Source organism: Pseudomonas asturiensis, assembly GCF_900143095.1.
GTDB lineage: Bacteria > Pseudomonadota > Gammaproteobacteria > Pseudomonadales > Pseudomonadaceae > Aquipseudomonas > Aquipseudomonas asturiensis.
This window is the reverse complement of the sequence record NZ_FRDA01000006.1, coordinates 331465-349280: the sequence shown is the minus strand read 5'-3', so window position 1 is coordinate 349280 and position 17816 is coordinate 331465. Positions and strand designations below refer to the sequence as shown.

At 60.1% G+C, this 17816-nt stretch carries 16 protein-coding genes; 13 read left to right on the top strand and 3 right to left on the bottom strand.

All coding sequences use genetic code 11. From position 1 onward, the window contains the following. Window positions 1–143 precede the first annotated feature (143 nt). The 5 genes from oscA (at window position 144) to BUB69_RS13825 (ending at window position 4249) form a co-directional block, all read left to right on the top strand. Window positions 144–326 carry a sulfur starvation response protein OscA gene (gene oscA, locus BUB69_RS13845; protein ID WP_024685281.1) on the top strand — a complete coding sequence of 61 codons (183 nt, stop codon included), beginning with the start codon at window positions 144–146 and terminating at the stop codon, window positions 324–326. Between the two features lie 127 nt (window positions 327–453). After that, window positions 454–1464, top strand: coding sequence for a sulfate ABC transporter substrate-binding protein (locus tag BUB69_RS13840; RefSeq protein WP_073167607.1), 1011 nt, complete (start codon window positions 454–456; stop codon window positions 1462–1464). Between the two features lie 97 nt (window positions 1465–1561). After that, a complete protein-coding gene (gene cysT, locus BUB69_RS13835; protein WP_073167604.1) occupies window positions 1562–2383 on the top strand; it encodes a sulfate ABC transporter permease subunit CysT in 822 nt (273 codons plus the stop codon). 10 nt (window positions 2384–2393) lie between these two features. Beyond that, a complete protein-coding gene (gene cysW / locus BUB69_RS13830) occupies window positions 2394–3266 on the top strand; it encodes a sulfate ABC transporter permease subunit CysW (RefSeq protein WP_073167601.1) in 873 nt (290 codons plus the stop codon). 2 nt (window positions 3267–3268) lie between these two features. Next, entirely contained in the window at window positions 3269–4249 is a 981-nt protein-coding gene (locus tag BUB69_RS13825) for a sulfate/molybdate ABC transporter ATP-binding protein (protein WP_024685277.1), read from the top strand. A gap of 91 nt (window positions 4250–4340) precedes the next feature. Here BUB69_RS13825 and BUB69_RS13820 read toward each other — a convergent pair whose 3' ends face one another. Then, the gene (locus BUB69_RS13820) at window positions 4341–4865 is read right to left on the bottom strand and encodes an Mpo1 family 2-hydroxy fatty acid dioxygenase (protein ID WP_073167597.1); all 525 of its coding nucleotides are present in this window, start codon (window positions 4863–4865) and stop codon (window positions 4341–4343) included. Window positions 4866–4949: 84 nt separating this feature from the next. Between BUB69_RS13820 and BUB69_RS13815 the strand changes: the two genes are divergently transcribed. Beyond that, complete coding sequence (locus BUB69_RS13815; protein ID WP_073167593.1) at window positions 4950–5657, top strand: Crp/Fnr family transcriptional regulator; 708 nt, start codon at window positions 4950–4952, stop codon at window positions 5655–5657. Between the two features lie 46 nt (window positions 5658–5703). Here BUB69_RS13815 and BUB69_RS13810 read toward each other — a convergent pair whose 3' ends face one another. Continuing rightward, complete coding sequence (locus BUB69_RS13810) at window positions 5704–6696, bottom strand: AraC family transcriptional regulator (RefSeq protein ID WP_073167690.1); 993 nt, start codon at window positions 6694–6696, stop codon at window positions 5704–5706. A gap of 579 nt (window positions 6697–7275) precedes the next feature. On the opposite strand from BUB69_RS13810, the gene BUB69_RS13805 reads away from it, so the two are divergent. From BUB69_RS13805 to BUB69_RS13790, 4 genes are all read left to right on the top strand, one after another. Continuing rightward, a complete protein-coding gene (locus tag BUB69_RS13805; RefSeq protein ID WP_073167589.1) occupies window positions 7276–8586 on the top strand; it encodes an MFS transporter in 1311 nt (436 codons plus the stop codon). Window positions 8587–8799: 213 nt separating this feature from the next. Next, entirely contained in the window at window positions 8800–9381 is a 582-nt protein-coding gene (locus BUB69_RS13800; protein WP_073167586.1) for an alpha/beta hydrolase, read from the top strand. A gap of 80 nt (window positions 9382–9461) precedes the next feature. Then, window positions 9462–10412 carry a sigma 54-interacting transcriptional regulator gene (locus BUB69_RS13795; RefSeq protein ID WP_073167583.1) on the top strand — a complete coding sequence of 317 codons (951 nt, stop codon included), beginning with the start codon at window positions 9462–9464 and terminating at the stop codon, window positions 10410–10412. A gap of 199 nt (window positions 10413–10611) precedes the next feature. Further along, window positions 10612–11394 carry a MetQ/NlpA family ABC transporter substrate-binding protein gene (locus BUB69_RS13790; RefSeq protein ID WP_073167579.1) on the top strand — a complete coding sequence of 261 codons (783 nt, stop codon included), beginning with the start codon at window positions 10612–10614 and terminating at the stop codon, window positions 11392–11394. 239 nt (window positions 11395–11633) lie between these two features. Here BUB69_RS13790 and BUB69_RS13785 read toward each other — a convergent pair whose 3' ends face one another. Continuing rightward, the gene (locus BUB69_RS13785; protein ID WP_141121859.1) at window positions 11634–14732 is read right to left on the bottom strand and encodes an autotransporter domain-containing protein; all 3099 of its coding nucleotides are present in this window, start codon (window positions 14730–14732) and stop codon (window positions 11634–11636) included. Between the two features lie 354 nt (window positions 14733–15086). On the opposite strand from BUB69_RS13785, the gene BUB69_RS13775 reads away from it, so the two are divergent. The 3 genes from BUB69_RS13775 to BUB69_RS13765 are packed head-to-tail and all read left to right on the top strand — an operon-like array spanning window position 15087 to window position 17799. Then, window positions 15087–15983: a TauD/TfdA dioxygenase family protein gene (locus tag BUB69_RS13775; protein ID WP_024686445.1), complete on the top strand. Its 897-nt coding sequence runs from the start codon at window positions 15087–15089 to the stop codon at window positions 15981–15983. A gap of 13 nt (window positions 15984–15996) precedes the next feature. Beyond that, the gene (locus BUB69_RS13770; protein WP_073167576.1) at window positions 15997–16878 is read left to right on the top strand and encodes an ABC transporter ATP-binding protein; all 882 of its coding nucleotides are present in this window, start codon (window positions 15997–15999) and stop codon (window positions 16876–16878) included. Window positions 16879–16932: 54 nt separating this feature from the next. Continuing rightward, on the top strand, window positions 16933–17799 hold the full coding sequence (locus BUB69_RS13765; RefSeq protein ID WP_073167573.1) for an ABC transporter permease: 867 nt from the start codon (window positions 16933–16935) through the stop codon (window positions 17797–17799). Window positions 17800–17816 lie beyond the last annotated feature (17 nt).

Sequence of the window (17816 nt, the reverse complement as noted above, 5' to 3'; positions counted from 1 at the left end):
CTGGCAGTCGTTAATTTCTTTTGGTTATATCTGCATTCTTAAATAGTCTTTTTAAGAATATCCGCGCCTCACTACTATTGCCTCATCGCCATACGCCAACGCCCGGTCGCGACGGCAGGCTCACACATTCAAGGAATACGATAATGAGCGCATCTCTACGTAGTGTTGACGGTCAGGACGAAGCGGCAATTTTGCGTGAAATTCAGAGTGCGTTGCGTGACCTGCGTTTTGGCGCCGTCGAAATCACTGTGCACAACGCACAGGTGGTGCAGATCGAGCGCAAGGAAAAGTTTCGTTTGCAAAACCCTGCTAACAAGCCGAGCTGATGCAGCGTCGGACGAATTAACGCGATGCGATGCACCCTGACAAGCAGTGCGCCAATGTGACTATCGCCCTGGCGTGCGACGAAGAAATCAAAAAAGCCGACACACAGAATTTCCAGGAGCTTCACCTATGTCCATTCGCCGTTTTGCTCTGGCCGCGCTCGCCAGCGCCGTATTTGCAGGTTCCGCAGTCGCCAAGGACTACGAGCTGCTCAACGTGTCGTACGACCCGACGCGTGAGCTGTATCAGGAATACAACGCAGAATTCGTCAAGCACTGGAAAGAGACTCACCCCGATGACAGCGTGAAAATCCAGCAATCCCATGGCGGTTCGGGCAAGCAGGCCCGTGGCGTGATCGACGGCCTGCGCGCCGACGTCGTGACCCTGGCATTGGCGGGTGATATCGATGAAATCGCCAGACTGGGCAAGACCTTGCCTGAAAACTGGCAGACCCGTCTGCCGGATGCCAGCACGCCTTACACCTCCACCATCGTTTTTCTGGTGCGCAAGGGCAATCCCAAGGGCATCAAGGACTGGGGTGATCTGATCAAGAAAGACGTGTCGGTTATCACGCCCAACCCGAAAACCTCAGGCGGCGCTCGCTGGAACTTCCTGGCCGCCTGGGCCTATGGCCTGAAAGCGGGCGGTGGCGACGAAGCCAAGGCCAAGGAATACGTGCAGACCCTGTTCAAGCACGTACCGGTTCTGGACACCGGTGCACGCGGTTCGACCATCACGTTCGTCAACAACGGTCAGGGTGACGTGTTGCTGGCCTGGGAAAACGAAGCGTTTCTGGCGCTGAAAGAAGACGGGGGCGCCGACAAGTTCGACATCGTCGTGCCTTCGCTGTCGATCCTGGCCGAGCCGCCGGTGGCCGTCGTCGACAAGAACGCCGAGAAAAAGGGCAACACCGCCATCGCGACCGAGTACCTGAAACATCTGTACAGCAAGGAAGGTCAGGAAATCGCTGCGAAAAATTTCTACCGACCACGTAACGAAGAAGTCGCAGCCAAATACGAGAAGCAATTCCCGAAACTGGACCTGGTGACTATCGACAAAGACTTTGGCGGCTGGAAAACTGCGCAGCCGAAGTTCTTCAATGACGGCGGCGTGTTCGACCAGATTTACCAAGCGCAGTAAACCGAGTGACGATACCGCCCATGCAGGCGGTATCGCACGTTGCTGAAACAGCCCGGATCGACGTCCGGGCTTCGTGCAAGTGAAACCAGGGACTTTTATGTCGCGTCGTATCTCCCCCGTCATACCCGGCTTCGGGCTGACGCTGGGCTACACCTTGGTGTACCTCAGTCTGATTGTGCTTATACCGCTGGCCGCCATGTTCGTGCATGCGTCACAGCTCACCTGGGATCAGTTCTGGACCATCATCACCGCGCCCCGCGTGCTGGCGGCGCTGAAACTGAGTTTCAGCACTGCGTTCTACGCCGCCGTCATCAATGGCGTGATCGGTACGCTGCTGGCCTGGGTTCTGGTGCGTTACACCTTCCCGGGCCGCAAGATCATCGATGCGATGATTGACCTGCCATTCGCCCTGCCGACCGCCGTGGCCGGTATCGCCCTGACAGCGCTGTACGCGCCCAACGGCTGGGTCGGGCAGTTCGCCACCGACCTGGGCTTCAAGATCGCCTACACCCCGTTGGGTATTACCCTGGCGCTGACCTTCGTCACGTTGCCTTTCGTGGTGCGCACGGTTCAGCCGGTGCTGGCCGATATCCCCCGTGAAGTCGAGGAAGCCGCCGCCTGCCTGGGTGCGCGTCCGCTGCAGGTGTTTCGCCATATTCTGGTGCCTGCGCTGCTGCCTGCCTGGCTGACCGGTTTCGCCCTGGCATTCGCCCGTGGCGTGGGCGAGTACGGCTCGGTCATTTTCATCGCGGGCAACATGCCGATGAAAACCGAAATCATGCCGCTGTTGATCATGGTCAAGCTCGACCAGTACGACTACACCGGCGCGACCTCCATTGGCGTTCTGATGCTGGTGGTTTCCTTCATCCTGTTGCTGCTGATCAACCTGCTGCAGCGGCGCATCGAAACCCCATCCTGAGGAGGCGAGCATGTCTTATTCATCAGTATCCGCTGCGGCCTCCGCCAATGACGCACGTCGTGGCAACGCTGTAGCGCGTCGTATCCTGATCGGTCTTGGCTGGCTGATCTTCGCTGCTTTTCTGGGCTTGCCGCTGTTCATCGTGGTCTCGCAAGGCCTGAAAAACGGTCTGGGGGCGTTCTTTGCGGCCGTGCTTGAGCCGGATGCATTGTCGGCGCTGAAGCTGACCGTCATCGCCGTATTGATCTCGGTGCCGCTCAACCTGGTGTTCGGCGTCAGCGCCGCGTGGTGCGTGAGCAAGTACTCGTTCCGCGGCAAGAGCATTCTGGTCACTCTGATCGACCTGCCGTTCTCGGTGTCGCCGGTCATTGCGGGTCTGGTCTACGTGCTGATGTTCGGCGCGCAGGGCCTGTTCGGGCCGTGGTTGCAGGATCATGACATCCAGATCGTCTTCGCCCTGCCAGGCATTGTGCTGGCGACCATCTTCGTCACTGTGCCGTTCGTGGCGCGTGAACTGATCCCGCTGATGCAGGAGCAGGGCACGCAGGAAGAAGAGGCGGCGCGCCTGCTGGGCGCGAATGGCTGGCAGATGTTCTGGCACGTCACGGTGCCCAACATCAAGTGGGGCCTGATCTACGGCGTGGTGCTGTGTACTGCGCGGGCGATGGGTGAGTTCGGCGCAGTGTCGGTGGTGTCCGGCCATATTCGCGGCGTCACCAACACCCTGCCGCTGCATGTCGAGATCCTCTACAACGAATACAACCACGTCGCAGCCTTCGCGGTGGCGAGCCTGTTGCTGGTCCTGGCGCTGTTCATCCTGCTGCTCAAGCAGTGGAGCGAATCCCGTATTAACCGTCTGCGCCAAAGTGCGGCGGAGGAATAATCATGTCGATCGAAGTCCGTAACGTCAGCAAGAACTTCAACGCCTTTCGGGCCTTGGACAGCATCAATCTGGACATCCAGAGTGGCGAACTGGTCGCCTTGCTCGGCCCGTCAGGCTGCGGCAAGACGACATTGCTGCGCATTATCGCGGGTCTGGAAACGCCGGACCTGGGCAGCATCGTGTTCCACGGCGAAGACGTCTCCGGGCATGATGTGCGTGATCGCAATGTCGGGTTCGTGTTCCAGCACTACGCATTGTTCCGCCACATGACGGTGTTCGACAACGTCGCGTTCGGCCTGCGCATGAAGCCCAAGCGCGAGCGTCCCAACGAGACGCGAATCGCCGAGAAAGTCCACGAGCTGTTGAATATGGTGCAACTGGACTGGCTGGCCGACCGCTATCCCGAGCAGCTTTCCGGTGGTCAGCGCCAGCGCATTGCCTTGGCGCGCGCGCTGGCGGTCGAGCCCAAGGTGTTGCTGCTGGACGAGCCGTTCGGTGCGCTGGACGCCAAGGTCCGCAAGGAGCTGCGCCGCTGGCTGGCCCGTCTGCACGAAGACATCAATCTGACCTCGGTATTCGTGACCCACGACCAGGAAGAGGCCATGGAAGTAGCAGACCGCATCGTGGTCATGAACAAAGGCGTGATCGAACAGATCGGCTCGCCGGGTGAAGTCTACGAGAACCCGTCCAACGACTTCGTCTACCACTTCCTGGGCGACTCCAATCGCCTGAGCCTGGGCGACGAGGGCCATGTGTTGTTCCGTCCGCATGAAGTGTCTCTGTCACGTCAGGAGCTGGAGGATCACCACGCCGCTGAAGTCCGCGACATTCGCCCGCTGGGTGCGACCACGCGGGTCACGCTGAAGGTCGAAGGGCAGGGCGAGCTGATCGAGGCCGAAGTGGTGAAGGATCACGACAGTCTGGTGGGTCTGGCGAGGGGCGAAACGCTGTTCTTCAAGCCCAAGGTCTGGCAGAAGTTATGAGGCACTCAAGCTGATCATGCGCTCTGATTGAGTGCATACCCTGTGGGAGGCTGCGCTGTCTCGCCGCCTCCCACAGTGCATTGGCTGTGATTTAAACCGCAGCCTTGCGCACGTTGCGTCCCACCGGGCCTGAGCGCTGTTCGATGGCGTGCTGCAAGGGTTTGAGCAGGCCCATCAAAAATGCCAGTTCTGCCACCACGAACAGCGGGCCGATGATCAGGCCGGTCACGTCGTCGATGAACGCCGGTTTACGGCCTTCGTAATAATGGCCGATGAACTGGATGATCCAGCCGATCACAAACAGGCCCACGCCTGCACTCAGCCAGACCATGGTTGTCTGTTGCGCCAGATTTGCCCCCGCCCAGATGCACAGCAGCAAAAGCGCGGCCATTACCACGCCGAGTACACGATCCAGTCGCAGATAGAAAACCGTTGATGCCAGTGCCACCAGTGCTGCAGGCGACACCCAGAGACCGCCCACCGCCCAGCCTGGCCGGGACAACAGCACGGCAACCGCCAGGACAATCAGCGGGATGCCTATGAAGTGGGTCACGATATTGCGCGAGTCTCGGTGGTAAGACGCATATTGGCTGAGATGATCGACAAGGGTTTTCATTATTATTCCTGCCTGAGACGATGATCGGATCAAGTGCCGAATCGTATTCTGCGACGCGAATGCCTGAAAAAAAAGGGAGCAAACATGACAAATGGAGTGCTTTGGCGGTCAAGACTGCTGTCTGACTACTGGTTTTCTCAATTGCCTGCTGGTTTGCAGGATAGCCTGCTGGACGCGGCCCGCCAGGTTCGCAAGACCCCCGGGAAATCTTTGATCGAAAAGGGCGCTGCGCCCTGCGGCCTTTATGTGTTGCTCGAAGGCAATGTACGCGTGGGCGATGCGCATGAGCAGCGGCTGGTGCCTCGTCTGGAGCCGGTCCGGCTGCCGTACTGGTTCGGTGAGGTGTCGCTGTTCGACGGGCTGCCGCGCCGGCTCGATGTGGTGTCACTGGACCAGACCATCTTTCTTCACGTCCCTCAGCCGGTACTGGTCGAATTGCTTGATCGGCAACCGGCCTACTGGCGCTCGTTCGCAGGGTTGCTCAGCCAGAAACTGGGCTTGCCGATCCTGTCCTCCGAAAAACTGGAGCAGTTGCCCGACAGGCCCTGGGTTGCCTGGCGGTTGTTGATGCTGTGCGAGGGCTACGGCCCCTTGAGCCATGCCCGGCGTTTGATCACGCTCGATGAGCTTCAGTCGCCCCGCACGCTTGCACCTGCGGCGCTGCTTGAGGTGTTGCAGGACCTGCACGACCGCAAGATCGTGCGTCTGGACGAGGGGCAGGTGGAAGTCTTCGATGTGGACAAACTGCGCAAGGTGGCGAACTTCTCCAAGGCCAAAGCGGTGTGCCAATAACCCTGCCTGTTGATGCCGATGCTTGAAGGGCACGGTTCCTGCCGGACTAGCGCATCATCTCGTTGCGGTACTGCCCCGGCGTCAGGCCGGTCCAGCGTTTGAAGGCGCGGCTCAGGCTGTCGGCGTCGGCAAAGCCCAGCAGATAGGCGACTTCGCTCAGCGAGCTGCGCGGATCGTTCATGTGCAGCAAGGCCAGGTTCTGGCGACATTGATTGAGCAGCAGGTCATAACGGCAGCCTTCATCGGCCAGGTGACGTTGCAGGCTCCGTGCGCTCAAATGCAGCGCTTCGGCAATGCTTTCGGCAGACGGCTCGCCGTCGGGCAGCAGGGTCTCGATGGCCGAGCGCACGCGCTGCTCCCAGATCAGCGAGGGTACAGGCTCGCCGTTCGCCGTCTGCTCGGTCAATTGAATCGGCCCGTCATCCAGATGGCTGTCGAAGTCATCGCAGGCGAACTGCAACAGGTTTTCCGGTGCCGAAAAAAACAGCGGTGAGCGGAACAGGTCATGCCAGGGTTGAGGGTTGTCTGGCTCGGGGCGTCGCAGGTGAACCGCCAGCGGCGCGTAGTTCTTGCCCAGCCGGCTACGGCAGGTGCGCACGTAAATGGCGGCGAAGGCATCCAGCACTTCATCGGTCGTCGACTGGCAGCTCCGAGGGGCGTCGAAGCGAAATTCGTAACGCTCCTCAACGGCGCGGAAATCCAGTTCCAGCGAGTCCTCGGCCATCGAGTGGTAGCGCACGATGCGCTCGAACACTTCACGCAGCGAACCGCTGGCCACCAGCGTGTAGCCCAAGGCATGAAAAGTGGTGGGGCTCACAAAGCGGGCCACACGCAGGCCCAGCGCCGGGTCGTCACTGGCGCGCACCGCCATTTGCCAAAGCCGGGCGCTGGCGTTTGCCGGGAATGCCGCGTTGGGGTCATTGATCAGGTGTGGATCGACGCCTGCAGCCTGACACATCCCGGCGCTATCAAGCCCGAGCGCGTCGAGTTGCCTGCGCAAGGCGCGGGTCCAGCTGGCGAGGCTGCTTGGCTCAGGCATGCGGGCGACCTTTCCTGTCATGGGTTGGTGATCAGCGTCGGTCCAGGCCGACAGGGCATCAAAAGGCAACTCCTTTGCCTGACGCCGCCTTCAGAGAATGAAAGCATTTATGACATTTGTGCAAGCCCTCCCTGACTGAATACATCGGCAGGGCGCGCAACACAAAGGCTCGTCAACGGTTTTGGCGGGTATTTCTCAGGTCATCGTATGACAGCCACTCATCGCCCTTACGTCCATTACAGCTTTTATGCACGTGATCAGGCGATCTATGCGAATCCGTCATTTGACACCGTGTAGGCAAATGACTATAAATGCGCCATGTTGTACGACAACGTATGGCTTTTAAAAATTACAACCATAAAAATAATTCCAAGAGTAACAAAGCCTATGGCTACCTCACATATCCCTTTTCCAGACGTAGATGTATTGGTCGATAAAGCCTCTATAAAAGCTGATCATCGGCAATTGTGTGCGCAAAAAACGTCCAGGCTCTTCGTAATCTGAAGTTACAAAATCCAGCCGACTCGCGATCAAGACCGCGAGGCGCTCGTCGCCAATCCAAGAACAAAAGGTGAAGAGATGAAAGTAAAAGGCATTCGGTGGTGGATGGTCGGGCTGGTCACAGCCGGTCTGGTCGTCAATTACCTCGCTCGCAATACGTTGTCTGTCGCAGCGCCGACGCTCATGAGTGAGCTGAGTATCTCGACCGAGCAGTACGCACACATCGTGGTCGCCTGGCAGATGTGCTACGCGCTGATGCAGCCGGTGGCCGGTTACATCATCGACGCCATTGGCACCAAGATGGGCTTTGCGATCTTCGCCGTGGCCTGGTCTGCGGCCTGCGCGGCGGCCGCGTTTGCCACAGGCTGGCAGAGTCTGGCGATTTTTCGCGGCATGCTCGGCCTGACCGAAGCGGCGGGGCTGCCGGCAGGCGTCAAGGCCACCACTGAGTGGTTTCCGGCCAAAGAGCGTTCGGTTGCCATCGGCTGGTTCAACATCGGCTCCTCGTTCGGTGCCTTGCTGGCGCCGCCGCTGGTGGTGTGGGCGATCCTGCACAGCGGCTGGGAACTGGCGTTCCTGATCGTGGGCGGTCTGGGGATTGTCTGGAGCGGCGTGTGGCTGCTGCTGTACAAGCACCCTCGTGATCAAAAGCGCCTGAGCGATGCCGAGCGCGATTACATTCTCAGCGGCCAGGAAGCGCGCCTGAAGGATGCTCCCGCGCAAAAGGGCAACTGGAAAAAACTGTTCAAGAACCGCAACTTCTACGCCATTGCCTCGGCCCGGATTCTGTCCGAGCCCGCCTGGCAGACCTTCAACGCCTGGATTCCGCTGTACCTGATGACCGAGCGGCACATGAACATCAAGGAAGTCGCGATGTTCGCCTGGCTGCCGTTCCTGGCGGCAGACATCGGCTGCGTGCTGGGCGGCTACCTCAGCCCGCTGTTTCACAAGTACTGCAAGGTCTCGCTGTTCACCTCGCGCAAGATGGTCATGCTGTTCGGCTGCTCCTGCATGATTGGCCCGGCCTGCATCGGGCTGGTTGAAAGCCCGTATACCGCCATCGCCCTGCTGTGCATCGGCGGCTTCGCTCACCAGACCCTGTCGGGCGCGCTGTACTCCATCACCTCGGATTCGTTCGGCAAGAACGAAGTCGCCACGGCAACCGGCATGGGCGGTATGTTCGGCTTTCTGGGCGCCGCCGCGTTCACGATGGTATTCGGTGTGCTGGTGACCAAGATCGGCTACAGCCCGCTGTTCGTCGTGCTGGCCATCTTTGACGTGATCGCAGCCATCGTGGTGTGGACCGTGGCGCGTGAAGTGACCCAGAAAGACGATCCGGTGATCGTAGACACCATTGATCCAGGCAGTCGTTCTCTGCCCGCCACCTGATTCGCCGTCGCAAGGTTGTCACAAAGACCGGTTAACCTTTGCTCAATGTGATTTTTTATTCAGGGTCGTTCCTTCAAGGCAGGGAGCGGCTCTTTTTTTGCGTCGAGGTTTATATTCTTTTTGGGAATTAATAAATATCTTCTTATTCCTTAACGAATATATGTTCACTCCCTATACTCGCCCCATGAACGCATACATGCAGGAGGCGAATCCATGCATAACGAGTCGATCCGGTATCTGATCCTGCCAGGCTGGCAGGGGTCTCCTGATGATCATTGGCAAACCCACTGGCAGAACAGCCTGCCCAACAGCGTGCGCGTGGAGCAGGCTGACTGGCTCAAGCCGCGTCGCGAAGACTGGGTGGGTGAATTGCAGCGCACCATTGCCGCGCAAGACACGCCCGTGATCCTGATCGCTCATAGCCTGGGTTGCGTCACGGTCGCGCATTGGGCGCAACTGGCGCCGCTGGAAACCCTGCGTCAGGTACAGGGCGCGCTGCTGGTGGCGCCTGCCGATGTGGATCGCCCGAACTGCCCGCCTGCGTTGCGCAATTTCGCCCCGATCCCGACCGACCTGCTGCCGTTCCCGACCCAGATTGTCAGCTCCGACAACGACCCTGCCGTCAGCTCGCAGCGCGCGCTGGAAATGGCGCGTCACTGGGGCGCGGAACTGGGCTTTCTGAGCGAGGCCGGGCACATCAACGTCAAGTCCGGTCATCAGCGCTGGGAGCAGGGTTTCGCCTATCTGTACCGTCTGCAAAACCGTCTGGAGCAGCACGCGCGTCGTCGCGCATGACCGGATTGCCTTGTACTGCGGGCCATCCGGCCCCTTTTTTTAACGCCTGAGACCCCGCGCGGCTCGGGCGGGAGTGCGTCATGAGTCTTCACGAAACGTTCGGCCAGCCGCTGTTGACCTTCCCCGATGCCGAAAAAAGCCCGCTGAGCATACGGGCCAAGGCGCTGGTCTTCATCGACCCGCGCTCGCGCCAATTGCGCGAAGAAATGGAGCTGCTCGCGCCGCGTTCGCTGCCGGTGCTGATCCGTGGTGAGTCCGGGACCGGCAAGGAGTTGCTGGCGCGGCACATTCATCGCGGCAGCGACCGCTCCGGCCTGTTCGTGTCTGTGAACTGTGGTGCCATCAGCCCGACCTACGCCGATGCCGAGCTGTTCGGCTATGCAGCCGGGGCGCACAGCGGTTCGGTCAGCAGCCGCGCAGGCTGGTTCGGTTCGGCCAACGGCGGCACCTTGTACCTGGATGAAATTGGCGATCTGCCGTTGCCCATTCAGGTCAAATTGCTGGCAGCGCTGGAAAATCACGAAGTCACCCGAGTTGGTGCGCATCAGCCGAGCCCGGTCGATGTGCGGCTGGTGGCGGCCACCAGTATCGATCTGGCCCAGGCCGTGGCGGCCGGAAAATTCAATGAACGGCTTTATCACTACCTGAGCGAAGGTCGGCTCGACTTGCCCGCATTGCGCGAGCAGCCCGGCAACATTCTGCCGTTGGCCGAGTACTTTGTCGGTATCTACAGCCAGCGCCTCAACCTGCCAGTGCAGCTCATCAGTGAAGCGGCGCAGAAAACGCTCGAGGCGCACAACTGGCCGGGCAACACCCGTGAACTGGAAAACGTGATTCATTTCGCGTTGCTGGTCAGCCGGGGCGACGAGATTCAGTCCGAGGATATTCACCTGCCTGAGCCTGGCAGCCCGTTGACGGAAATCGAGCATCAGGCCCAACGACTCATCGCTGAGGGCGATCCTGGGCAGCTCGCGGCACTCAAACGTTTATTACAGGCCGTGACGCAGAGCGTGGAGCAGCATACGGCGTAACCCTTGCTCTAGAGCGCTGCGGACGAGTCGAGAGCCGGGTCTGCGAAAAAAAGCATAAGCATTAACTTAAAAAGTATTTTCTCGGAATAAGAAATCTCGGTAATGTCCACATGATGTCGCAGCACGGGATAACGTTGCGGCAAACCACTGAAAAAACGTCATTTTTTGTGACGCTCACGGATTCGCTAAGGACATTTGCATGAAAAAGACGTTGTTGATGACTGCTCTGGCGGCTGCATTCTCGATTGGCCTGGCGCACGCCGGTGAAAAACTGGTCGTGGGCGCAACGCCTGTGCCACACGCGGAAATCCTTGAGCTGATCAAGCCGACCCTGGCCAAAGAAGGCGTGGACCTGGAAATCAAGGTCTTTACCGACTACGTTCAGCCGAACGTGCAGTTGAACGAAAAACGCCTGGACGCCAACTACTTCCAGACCAAGCCTTACCTGGACGGCTTCAACAAAGGCAAGGGCGCCAAGCTCGTGACCGGCGTTGGCGTGCACGTCGAACCGTTCGGCGGCTATTCCAGCAAGTACAAGACCCTCGCCGAACTGCCTGAAGGCGCCACCGTTGCCATCCCTAACGAAGGCAGCAACGCCGGCCGTGCACTGCTGCTGCTGCAAAAGGGCGGTCTGATCACCCTGAAAGACCCAACCAATGCACTGGCCACGCCGAAAGACATCGCCACCAACCCGAAAAAACTGAAATTCCGCGAACTGGAATCGGCAGTACTGCCGCGTGCGTTGAGTCAGGTTGACCTGGCGTTGATCAACACCAACTACGCGCTGGAAGCCAAGCTCAATCCGAAGAAAGACGCGCTGATCATCGAAGGTGCCGACTCGCCGTACGTGAACTTCCTGGTCACCCGTGAAGACAACGCCAACAGCGACGCCATCCAGAAGCTGTCCAAGGCCCTGACCAGTCAGGAAGTCAAAGACTTCATCAACAAGAAGTACGACGGTGCTGTGCTGCCGGCGTTCTGATTGAACTGATCGCGCTCACGCGCTGCGCATGCGTTGCTGGACACCGCGGCCCTTCGGGGCCGCGATGTCTCGCAGCAAACTTGTTGGGAGCGGACTAGTCCGCGAATGCAGCAGCTCGGCCACTGCATCGTCATCGGATGTACCTGTCTTTTCGCGGACAAGTCCGCTTCCACAGGGCGCTCAGCCAGTTTCTTCCGTTTATCGGGGAGCTTCAGGGCGCGCTCAGACGCCCATACCCCTCAAAACGCCAGTGTTACCCGCGCATTCAACGCCTGATCGGTCGTGTCGCTGCCGATCTGTCCGTTGTAGCTCACGCCTACACTCAGCTTTTCACTCAACCCCAGATCCACACCTGCTCCCAACACCGCTGCGTTACGGGCAATGGGTGCGCCGGAGAGTGCAAAGGTGTCGCCGCCGCTGAAGGCTGCGCGGCTTTCCGGCGTCACGTCGCCAAACGCACGTCGCCAGCCGAGGGTGGCGTTGGGTTTTACCTCGACACTGCCCACGTTCAGGTGCGTGGCTGCCCGCAGGCCGAGAGTGCTGAAGGTGACGTGGTTTTCCTCAGACTTGTTGCGCAGGCTGATAGCGTTGCTGTTTTCATTGAAACCGTCGGTGTCCAGTCGCACATGGGCGAGGTTGGCGAAAGGTTCGAGCTGTGCATTGCCCAGTTCGATCGCGTAACCCAGTTCACCGAATACCTGATTGGTCGCAGCCTGATAGTCCTGTTTGAAGCGCTCGGAAGCGCCCGGCAACTCCAGCGTGCGTTTGGAGGTCAGGTCGTGCCAGGTTCGCACCGCGCCCAGACGCAGGCCCAATTGGCCCCATTTCGCGCCGCCATAGACACCCACGTGATAGTTGTCACTGTCGCTGGAACCGGACGTATTGCGCAGGTCGAAACTGCTGCGGCTGAAGCCTGCCAGCGCACCGACACGCCAGGTATCGTTGACCGGCACGTCTGCGCCGAACAACAGGCCGCTGGTGTGGCTGTCCAGGCCAGAAGCGTCTTGCGTGCTGTCGGTTCGGCCGGTCGCGCCAATGGCCTGAGTCCAGACCAGACCGCGAGAGGCATCACCCGCCAGGGTTTGCGAAGCGCCACCGGACGCTTGCCCGGATTGCGATTGCTGCAGGCGGTCAGTGATGGCGTTGCGCACCAGACGGCTGTCTTCAATCAATGCAGACTGAGTCGAGGCATGCAGTTCGTTCGACAGCGCGTTGAAGGTCGCTTGCGCGGTTTGCGCGTCTTGCTGCACCACGCTTCTCCACAGCGCATTGCCTGCGCCTGCGCTGTCCAGTCCCTGAGCGACGGCCTGGGCATTGCGACTGGTCGCGAGGCTGGCGAAGCTTTGCGCATTGCGGTCGAGCGTCAGGCCGACATCGGTCGCGGTGTAATTAAGGGTCGGCGTCAGGAACGCGAAGTTCGATTGCACCGTGTTGAAGGTGCCGCTGATGCCGCCCGCGGCCGAGAGAATTGAATAACGGCTCGCCGCCACCCAGTTGCCGCCCTCGACCAGTGAAACGGTAGCGTTGTTCAGTGTTGCGCGCCCCGTGGCGACAATGCGGTCGGCGTTACCGGCAGCATCCGACTCGACCTGATAGACCGAGCCCTGAGCGAAATTGACGTTGCCGTTGACGTTCAACTGGCCCACCGAATTGCCCGGAGCGACCACACCGCCAGAGGCGGCAGTGATCCCGCCGACCGAGCCGTTACCGCCCAGCACCGCACCTGAATTGACGGTCACGACCGAGTTGCCGAGGTTGCCATTCACCGCCAGCCGCCCGGCCTGGACGGTGGTCGGGCCGGACAGGCTGCTGTTGCCGGTCAGGTTCAGCGAGCCTGCGCCTTGCTTGATCAAGGCACCGTTGCCAGTGATGGCGTTGCTGAACGTGTCGTTGGTAGATTGATCGAGCACCAGCGTTGCGTTGTCGGTGATCGTTCCGCTGCCGAAGGCTTTGGCGTGGCCGGTCAGCACGCCGCCGTTGATCACGGTGCCGCCCGAATAGCTGTTGTTACCGGTCAGCATCAGGTTGCCGGTGCCGTTCTTGGTCAGGCCGCCGCTGCCGGAAATGTCGTTGCGCCAGGCGTCGATGGCGTTATAGCCGCCCAGGCTGGCGTTCATGTCGACCGTGACGTTGGTGTTGAACGCGGCATAACCATCGCCTGCGGCGTATAGGTTCAGGCGGCCATAACCGTTGGACTGGTCGATCACCGCGTAGCCCGAAGAAATCTCGGTGGTGCCCAGAATCTCGCGACGCTGGCTGGCGTCCAGGTACGGAAAGCGGGTTTCCAGCAGCACTTCGGCGTTGACCGGCACCACGGGCGCCAGGTTGGTCGGGCCGACGGGATCGAAGTCATAGGTCATGCGGGCGGTGTACAGCGCCTTGTCCTGCGCATGCTGAGAGGTGCGGTCGGTGGCCGGGTCGATCTTCGCCATGCAGTTATTGACGTCGCCGCCGCACTGCGCGGTGAAGTACGCCAGCGACTGAGCGCGGGCATCGGCGCGCAACTGGGCGTTGGCCGGGTTGGACAGGTTGTCGATGGCGAAATAGGTGGCCGTGATGCGCCCGCCCATCACATCGAAAGGCGAGTGCATGCCGGCTTCGATGCGGTTGTCGCCGATGTCCGATGCCCTCAGCATCAGTTCGCTGTAGCGCTCGGGAATCGCATAAGCCAGTGCGATGGATGACAGGTACGCCGCATTGGTGTGGCCGCTGGGGAAGCCCGAGTCACTGGCCGGTGTGGTGCTTTTTGCCGGGCGCAGGGAAGGCTGCACCACGAACTCCAGGTTCTGGCCGTCCAGCGTCTGCCGCCATGGGCGCGGGTACAGATAATGGGATTTGGCGGGCGTGGTGGACGCGTCATTGCGCACCGCGCCGACCAGATCGACAACCTTGCCCAGCGCCGAGGACGAACTGCCTGCGCCGTTGCCTTTATCGTCGTACTTGATGGTTTTGTTGCTGTCGTCGAACTGCGTGATGGTCGTGAATGCCCCGGAGCCTGCCTTGTACGCGTCGCTCAGCGAGCCCAGGCCGCTAATAACGCTGTAGCTCTGGTCGCGCCGGTCATCGAAATACGCGGCGGTTTCCTGCGCAAGCGTGCGCGAGTTGGCGCGGTCGAGCACCAGTTGCAGGTTGCGCTTGAGCAGGCTCTGGCCCAGCGCGGTCGGCGTGCCGGTGTCCCAGGTGGCGCCGGTGGTCCACAGGGTGTCGAAGCCGGACAGCAGGTCAACGCCGTTGATGCGGTCATCCCCCGAACGGCCTGCTGCATGGACCGAAACGGCAAGCAGCGAAAGTATCAATGTCGATACCACAACGTGGGTGGTGGGCTTGTAGCACGGCATATCTCAATCCTTCACGCTTTCCAAATGAGGCGCTGACGCTAGCAAGCCGTTCTTACAACTGGATGTATCAGCCGTGACACATTTGTGTGACCTGTTGGATCTTTGTGGGAGCGAGCTTGCTCGCGAAGGCAGTGACACAAACCCTGAAGATGCAGTGCCTGGCCAATAGCTTTCGTGAGCAAGCTCACTGACACCAGGGTTCAGCCAGCAGTTTTAACTGAGTCTGTCGCGCAGTCTTTACGATCTGCACGCTATCCCATTCCGCGCTATGCATATTCCCTAACGGTATTTAAATTCCGTTTCTTATATCTATACAGTTCTCTACCTCAGTCACATTCTGGAGTCGGAGTTCTCATGCCAGCAGCCTCCCTCGCTTCATCGTCCGCACCACTCGCGTCGCAATCGTTCGAGGTACGTCCATTCGCCGAAAAGGTGGGCGCTGAAATCGTCGGGCTGGATCTGTCCCGCCCCCTGAACGACGTCGACTTCGCGCGTGTTCATCAGGCGCATCTGGATTACCACGTCATCGTGTTTCGCGATCAGCACATCACGCCGCAGCAGCAGATCGATTTCAGCCGCCGTTTCGGTGTGTTGCAGATTCATGTGCTCAAGCAGTTCCTGCTGGCCAATCATCCGGAAATCCTGATTGTCTCCAATATCGTCGAGGACGGTCAGCCGGTCGGTCTGGGCGATGCAGGCAAGTACTGGCATTCGGACCTGTCGTACAAGGAACTGCCAAGCCTGGGTTCGATGTTGCATGCGCAGGAATTGCCCAGCGAAGGTGGCGACACACTGTTCGCAAACATGCATCAAGCCTGGGACACGCTGCCACAGCACCTGCGTGATGCCGTCGAGGGGCGTTCTGCCGTTCACAGTTACACCGCGCGTTATGCCGAGGGCCATAACGCGGTCAATTGGCGCCCGACCCTGACGGCCGAGCAACTGGCGCAGGTCGTGGAAGTGAGCCATCCCATCGTGCGCACCCATCCTGAAAACGGTCGCAAGGCGCTGTTCGTCAGCGAGGGCTTCACCACGCGCATTCTTGGCCTGCCGGAAGACGAGAGCCGCCAGATTCTCAACGAGATCCATGCGCACAGCGTTCGCCCCGAGCACATCTATCGCCATCAGTGGCAGCCCAACGACATGGTGTTCTGGGACAACCGCTCGCTGATTCATCTGGCGGCCGGTTGCCCGGCGCACCTGCGACGCAAGCTGTATCGCACGACCATTCAAGGCTCAGCGCCGTTCTGATGGAGAACCGTTCATGAATGCTGCCCTGCAAAGCCACACGGCTAGCCAGAACACCCCATCGCAATCGGCCGCTCAGCACACCACTGAAGCCTTATTGCAGGTTCGCAGCGTCAGCCTCGAATACCGCACGCCCGAGCGCGTGGTGCGGGCGACGCATCAAGTCAGTTTTGAGGTCGATCCGGCGGACCGTTTCGTCTTGCTCGGCCCCTCGGGCTGCGGCAAATCCACGCTGCTCAAGGCGGTGGCCGGTTTCATCCAGCCCAGCGAAGGCGAGATCCGGCTGGCGGGCAAGGAAGTGCGCGAGCCTGGCCCTGACCGCATCGTGGTGTTTCAGGAATTCGACCAGCTGCCGCCGTGGAAAACCGTAATCGAGAACGTCATGTTTCCACTGCTGGCGTCGCGCACCTTGAAGCGTCCCGAGGCGCTGGAACGTGCGCGTTACTACCTGGAAAAGGTCGGGCTCAGCGCCTTTGCCGACGCGTACCCACACACCTTGTCCGGCGGTATGAAAGCGCGCGTGGCCATCGCCCGGGCGCTGGCGATGCAACCAAAAATCCTGCTGATGGACGAACCCTTCGCCGCGCTCGACGCCCTGACCCGTCGCAAGATGCAGGAGGAGCTGCTGGAGTTGTGGGACGAAGTGCGCTTCACCTTGCTGTTCGTCACGCACTCCATCGAGGAAGCGCTGGTGGTGGGCAATCGCATTCTGCTGCTGTCACCGCATCCGGGACGCGTGCGTGCCGAGATCAACAGCCATCAATACGATCTGAAAAGCCTCGGCGGCGTCGGTTTTCAACAGACCGCGCAACGCATTCATCGTCTGTTGTTCGATGAAGATGAGTCAGGGCAGGGCGATGAAGAACTGAATTTTCAGGACATCCGCATCGCGTACTGATCGTTCCCACGCTCTGCGCTCCGCGCTCTACCTAACACCAGGGAATCGAACACCATGAGCCTCGCACCTCCCGCTCGCGAAGAGTACGAAATCACGCTGCAGCCCTTCACCCAGGAAGACCTGGCCCGCGATCTGCCGTTGGCCCAGCGCATCTGGCAACTGAGCTGGGTGCGCAAGACCGTGATCATGATCGCGCTGGCCGTGATCTGGGAACTCGCTGCACGCCTTCAGAACAATGACCTGCTGCTGCCCAGCTTTCTGCAGACCGCCGCCGCCTTCTACGACGGTATTGTCAGCGGCGAGCTGCCGGGCAAGGTCTGGATCTCTTTGACGGTGCTGATTCAGGGGTATCTGATTGGCATCGTTCTGGCCTTCGGTTTGACCACGCTGGCAGTGTCCACCCAACTGGGACGCGACCTGCTTGGCACCTTGACCGCCATGTTCAACCCGTTGCCTGCCATCGCGCTGCTGCCGCTGGCATTGCTGTGGTTCGGGCTGGGGCAGAACAGCCTGATTTTCGTGCTGGTGCATTCGGTGTTATGGGCGCTGGCGCTCAATACCTACGCGGGCTTTCTCGGCGTTTCGGAAACCCAGCGCATGGCCGGTCGTAACTATGGGCTCAAAGGGCTGCGCTTTGTCTGGCACATCCTGATCCCGGCTGCACTGCCGTCGATCCTCGCAGGCCTGAAAATCGGCTGGGCATTCGCCTGGCGCACGCTGATCGCTGCCGAGCTGGTGTTCGGCGCGTCTTCCGGCAAAGGCGGACTGGGCTGGTACATCTTTCAGAACCGCAACGAGCTGTACACCGACAAGGTGTTTGCCGGGCTGGCTGCCGTGATCCTCATCGGCCTTCTGGTGGAGAACCTGTTGTTCGCCAACATCGAGCGCCTGACCGTCAAGCGCTGGGGCATGCAGCGCTGAAGCAACCTTCACAACCA

Excerpts from the sequence above, each read along its gene's own strand:
- oscA (WP_024685281.1), top strand. The coding sequence starts at position 144 with ATGAGCGCATCTCTACGTAGTGTTGACGGTCAGGACGAAGCGGCAATT.
- BUB69_RS13840 (WP_073167607.1), top strand. The coding sequence starts at position 454 with ATGTCCATTCGCCGTTTTGCTCTGGCCGCGCTCGCCAGCGCCGTATTT.
- cysT (WP_073167604.1), top strand. The coding sequence starts at position 1,562 with ATGTCGCGTCGTATCTCCCCCGTCATACCCGGCTTCGGGCTGACGCTG.
- cysW (WP_073167601.1), top strand. The coding sequence starts at position 2,394 with ATGTCTTATTCATCAGTATCCGCTGCGGCCTCCGCCAATGACGCACGT.
- BUB69_RS13825 (WP_024685277.1), top strand. The coding sequence starts at position 3,269 with ATGTCGATCGAAGTCCGTAACGTCAGCAAGAACTTCAACGCCTTTCGG.
- BUB69_RS13820 (WP_073167597.1), bottom strand. The coding sequence starts at position 4,865 with ATGAAAACCCTTGTCGATCATCTCAGCCAATATGCGTCTTACCACCGA.
- BUB69_RS13815 (WP_073167593.1), top strand. The coding sequence starts at position 4,950 with ATGACAAATGGAGTGCTTTGGCGGTCAAGACTGCTGTCTGACTACTGG.
- BUB69_RS13810 (WP_073167690.1), bottom strand. The coding sequence starts at position 6,696 with ATGCCTGAGCCAAGCAGCCTCGCCAGCTGGACCCGCGCCTTGCGCAGG.
- BUB69_RS13805 (WP_073167589.1), top strand. The coding sequence starts at position 7,276 with ATGAAAGTAAAAGGCATTCGGTGGTGGATGGTCGGGCTGGTCACAGCC.
- BUB69_RS13800 (WP_073167586.1), top strand. The coding sequence starts at position 8,800 with ATGCATAACGAGTCGATCCGGTATCTGATCCTGCCAGGCTGGCAGGGG.
- BUB69_RS13795 (WP_073167583.1), top strand. The coding sequence starts at position 9,462 with ATGAGTCTTCACGAAACGTTCGGCCAGCCGCTGTTGACCTTCCCCGAT.
- BUB69_RS13790 (WP_073167579.1), top strand. The coding sequence starts at position 10,612 with ATGAAAAAGACGTTGTTGATGACTGCTCTGGCGGCTGCATTCTCGATT.
- BUB69_RS13785 (WP_141121859.1), bottom strand. The coding sequence starts at position 14,732 with ATGCCGTGCTACAAGCCCACCACCCACGTTGTGGTATCGACATTGATA.
- BUB69_RS13775 (WP_024686445.1), top strand. The coding sequence starts at position 15,087 with ATGCCAGCAGCCTCCCTCGCTTCATCGTCCGCACCACTCGCGTCGCAA.
- BUB69_RS13770 (WP_073167576.1), top strand. The coding sequence starts at position 15,997 with ATGAATGCTGCCCTGCAAAGCCACACGGCTAGCCAGAACACCCCATCG.
- BUB69_RS13765 (WP_073167573.1), top strand. The coding sequence starts at position 16,933 with ATGAGCCTCGCACCTCCCGCTCGCGAAGAGTACGAAATCACGCTGCAG.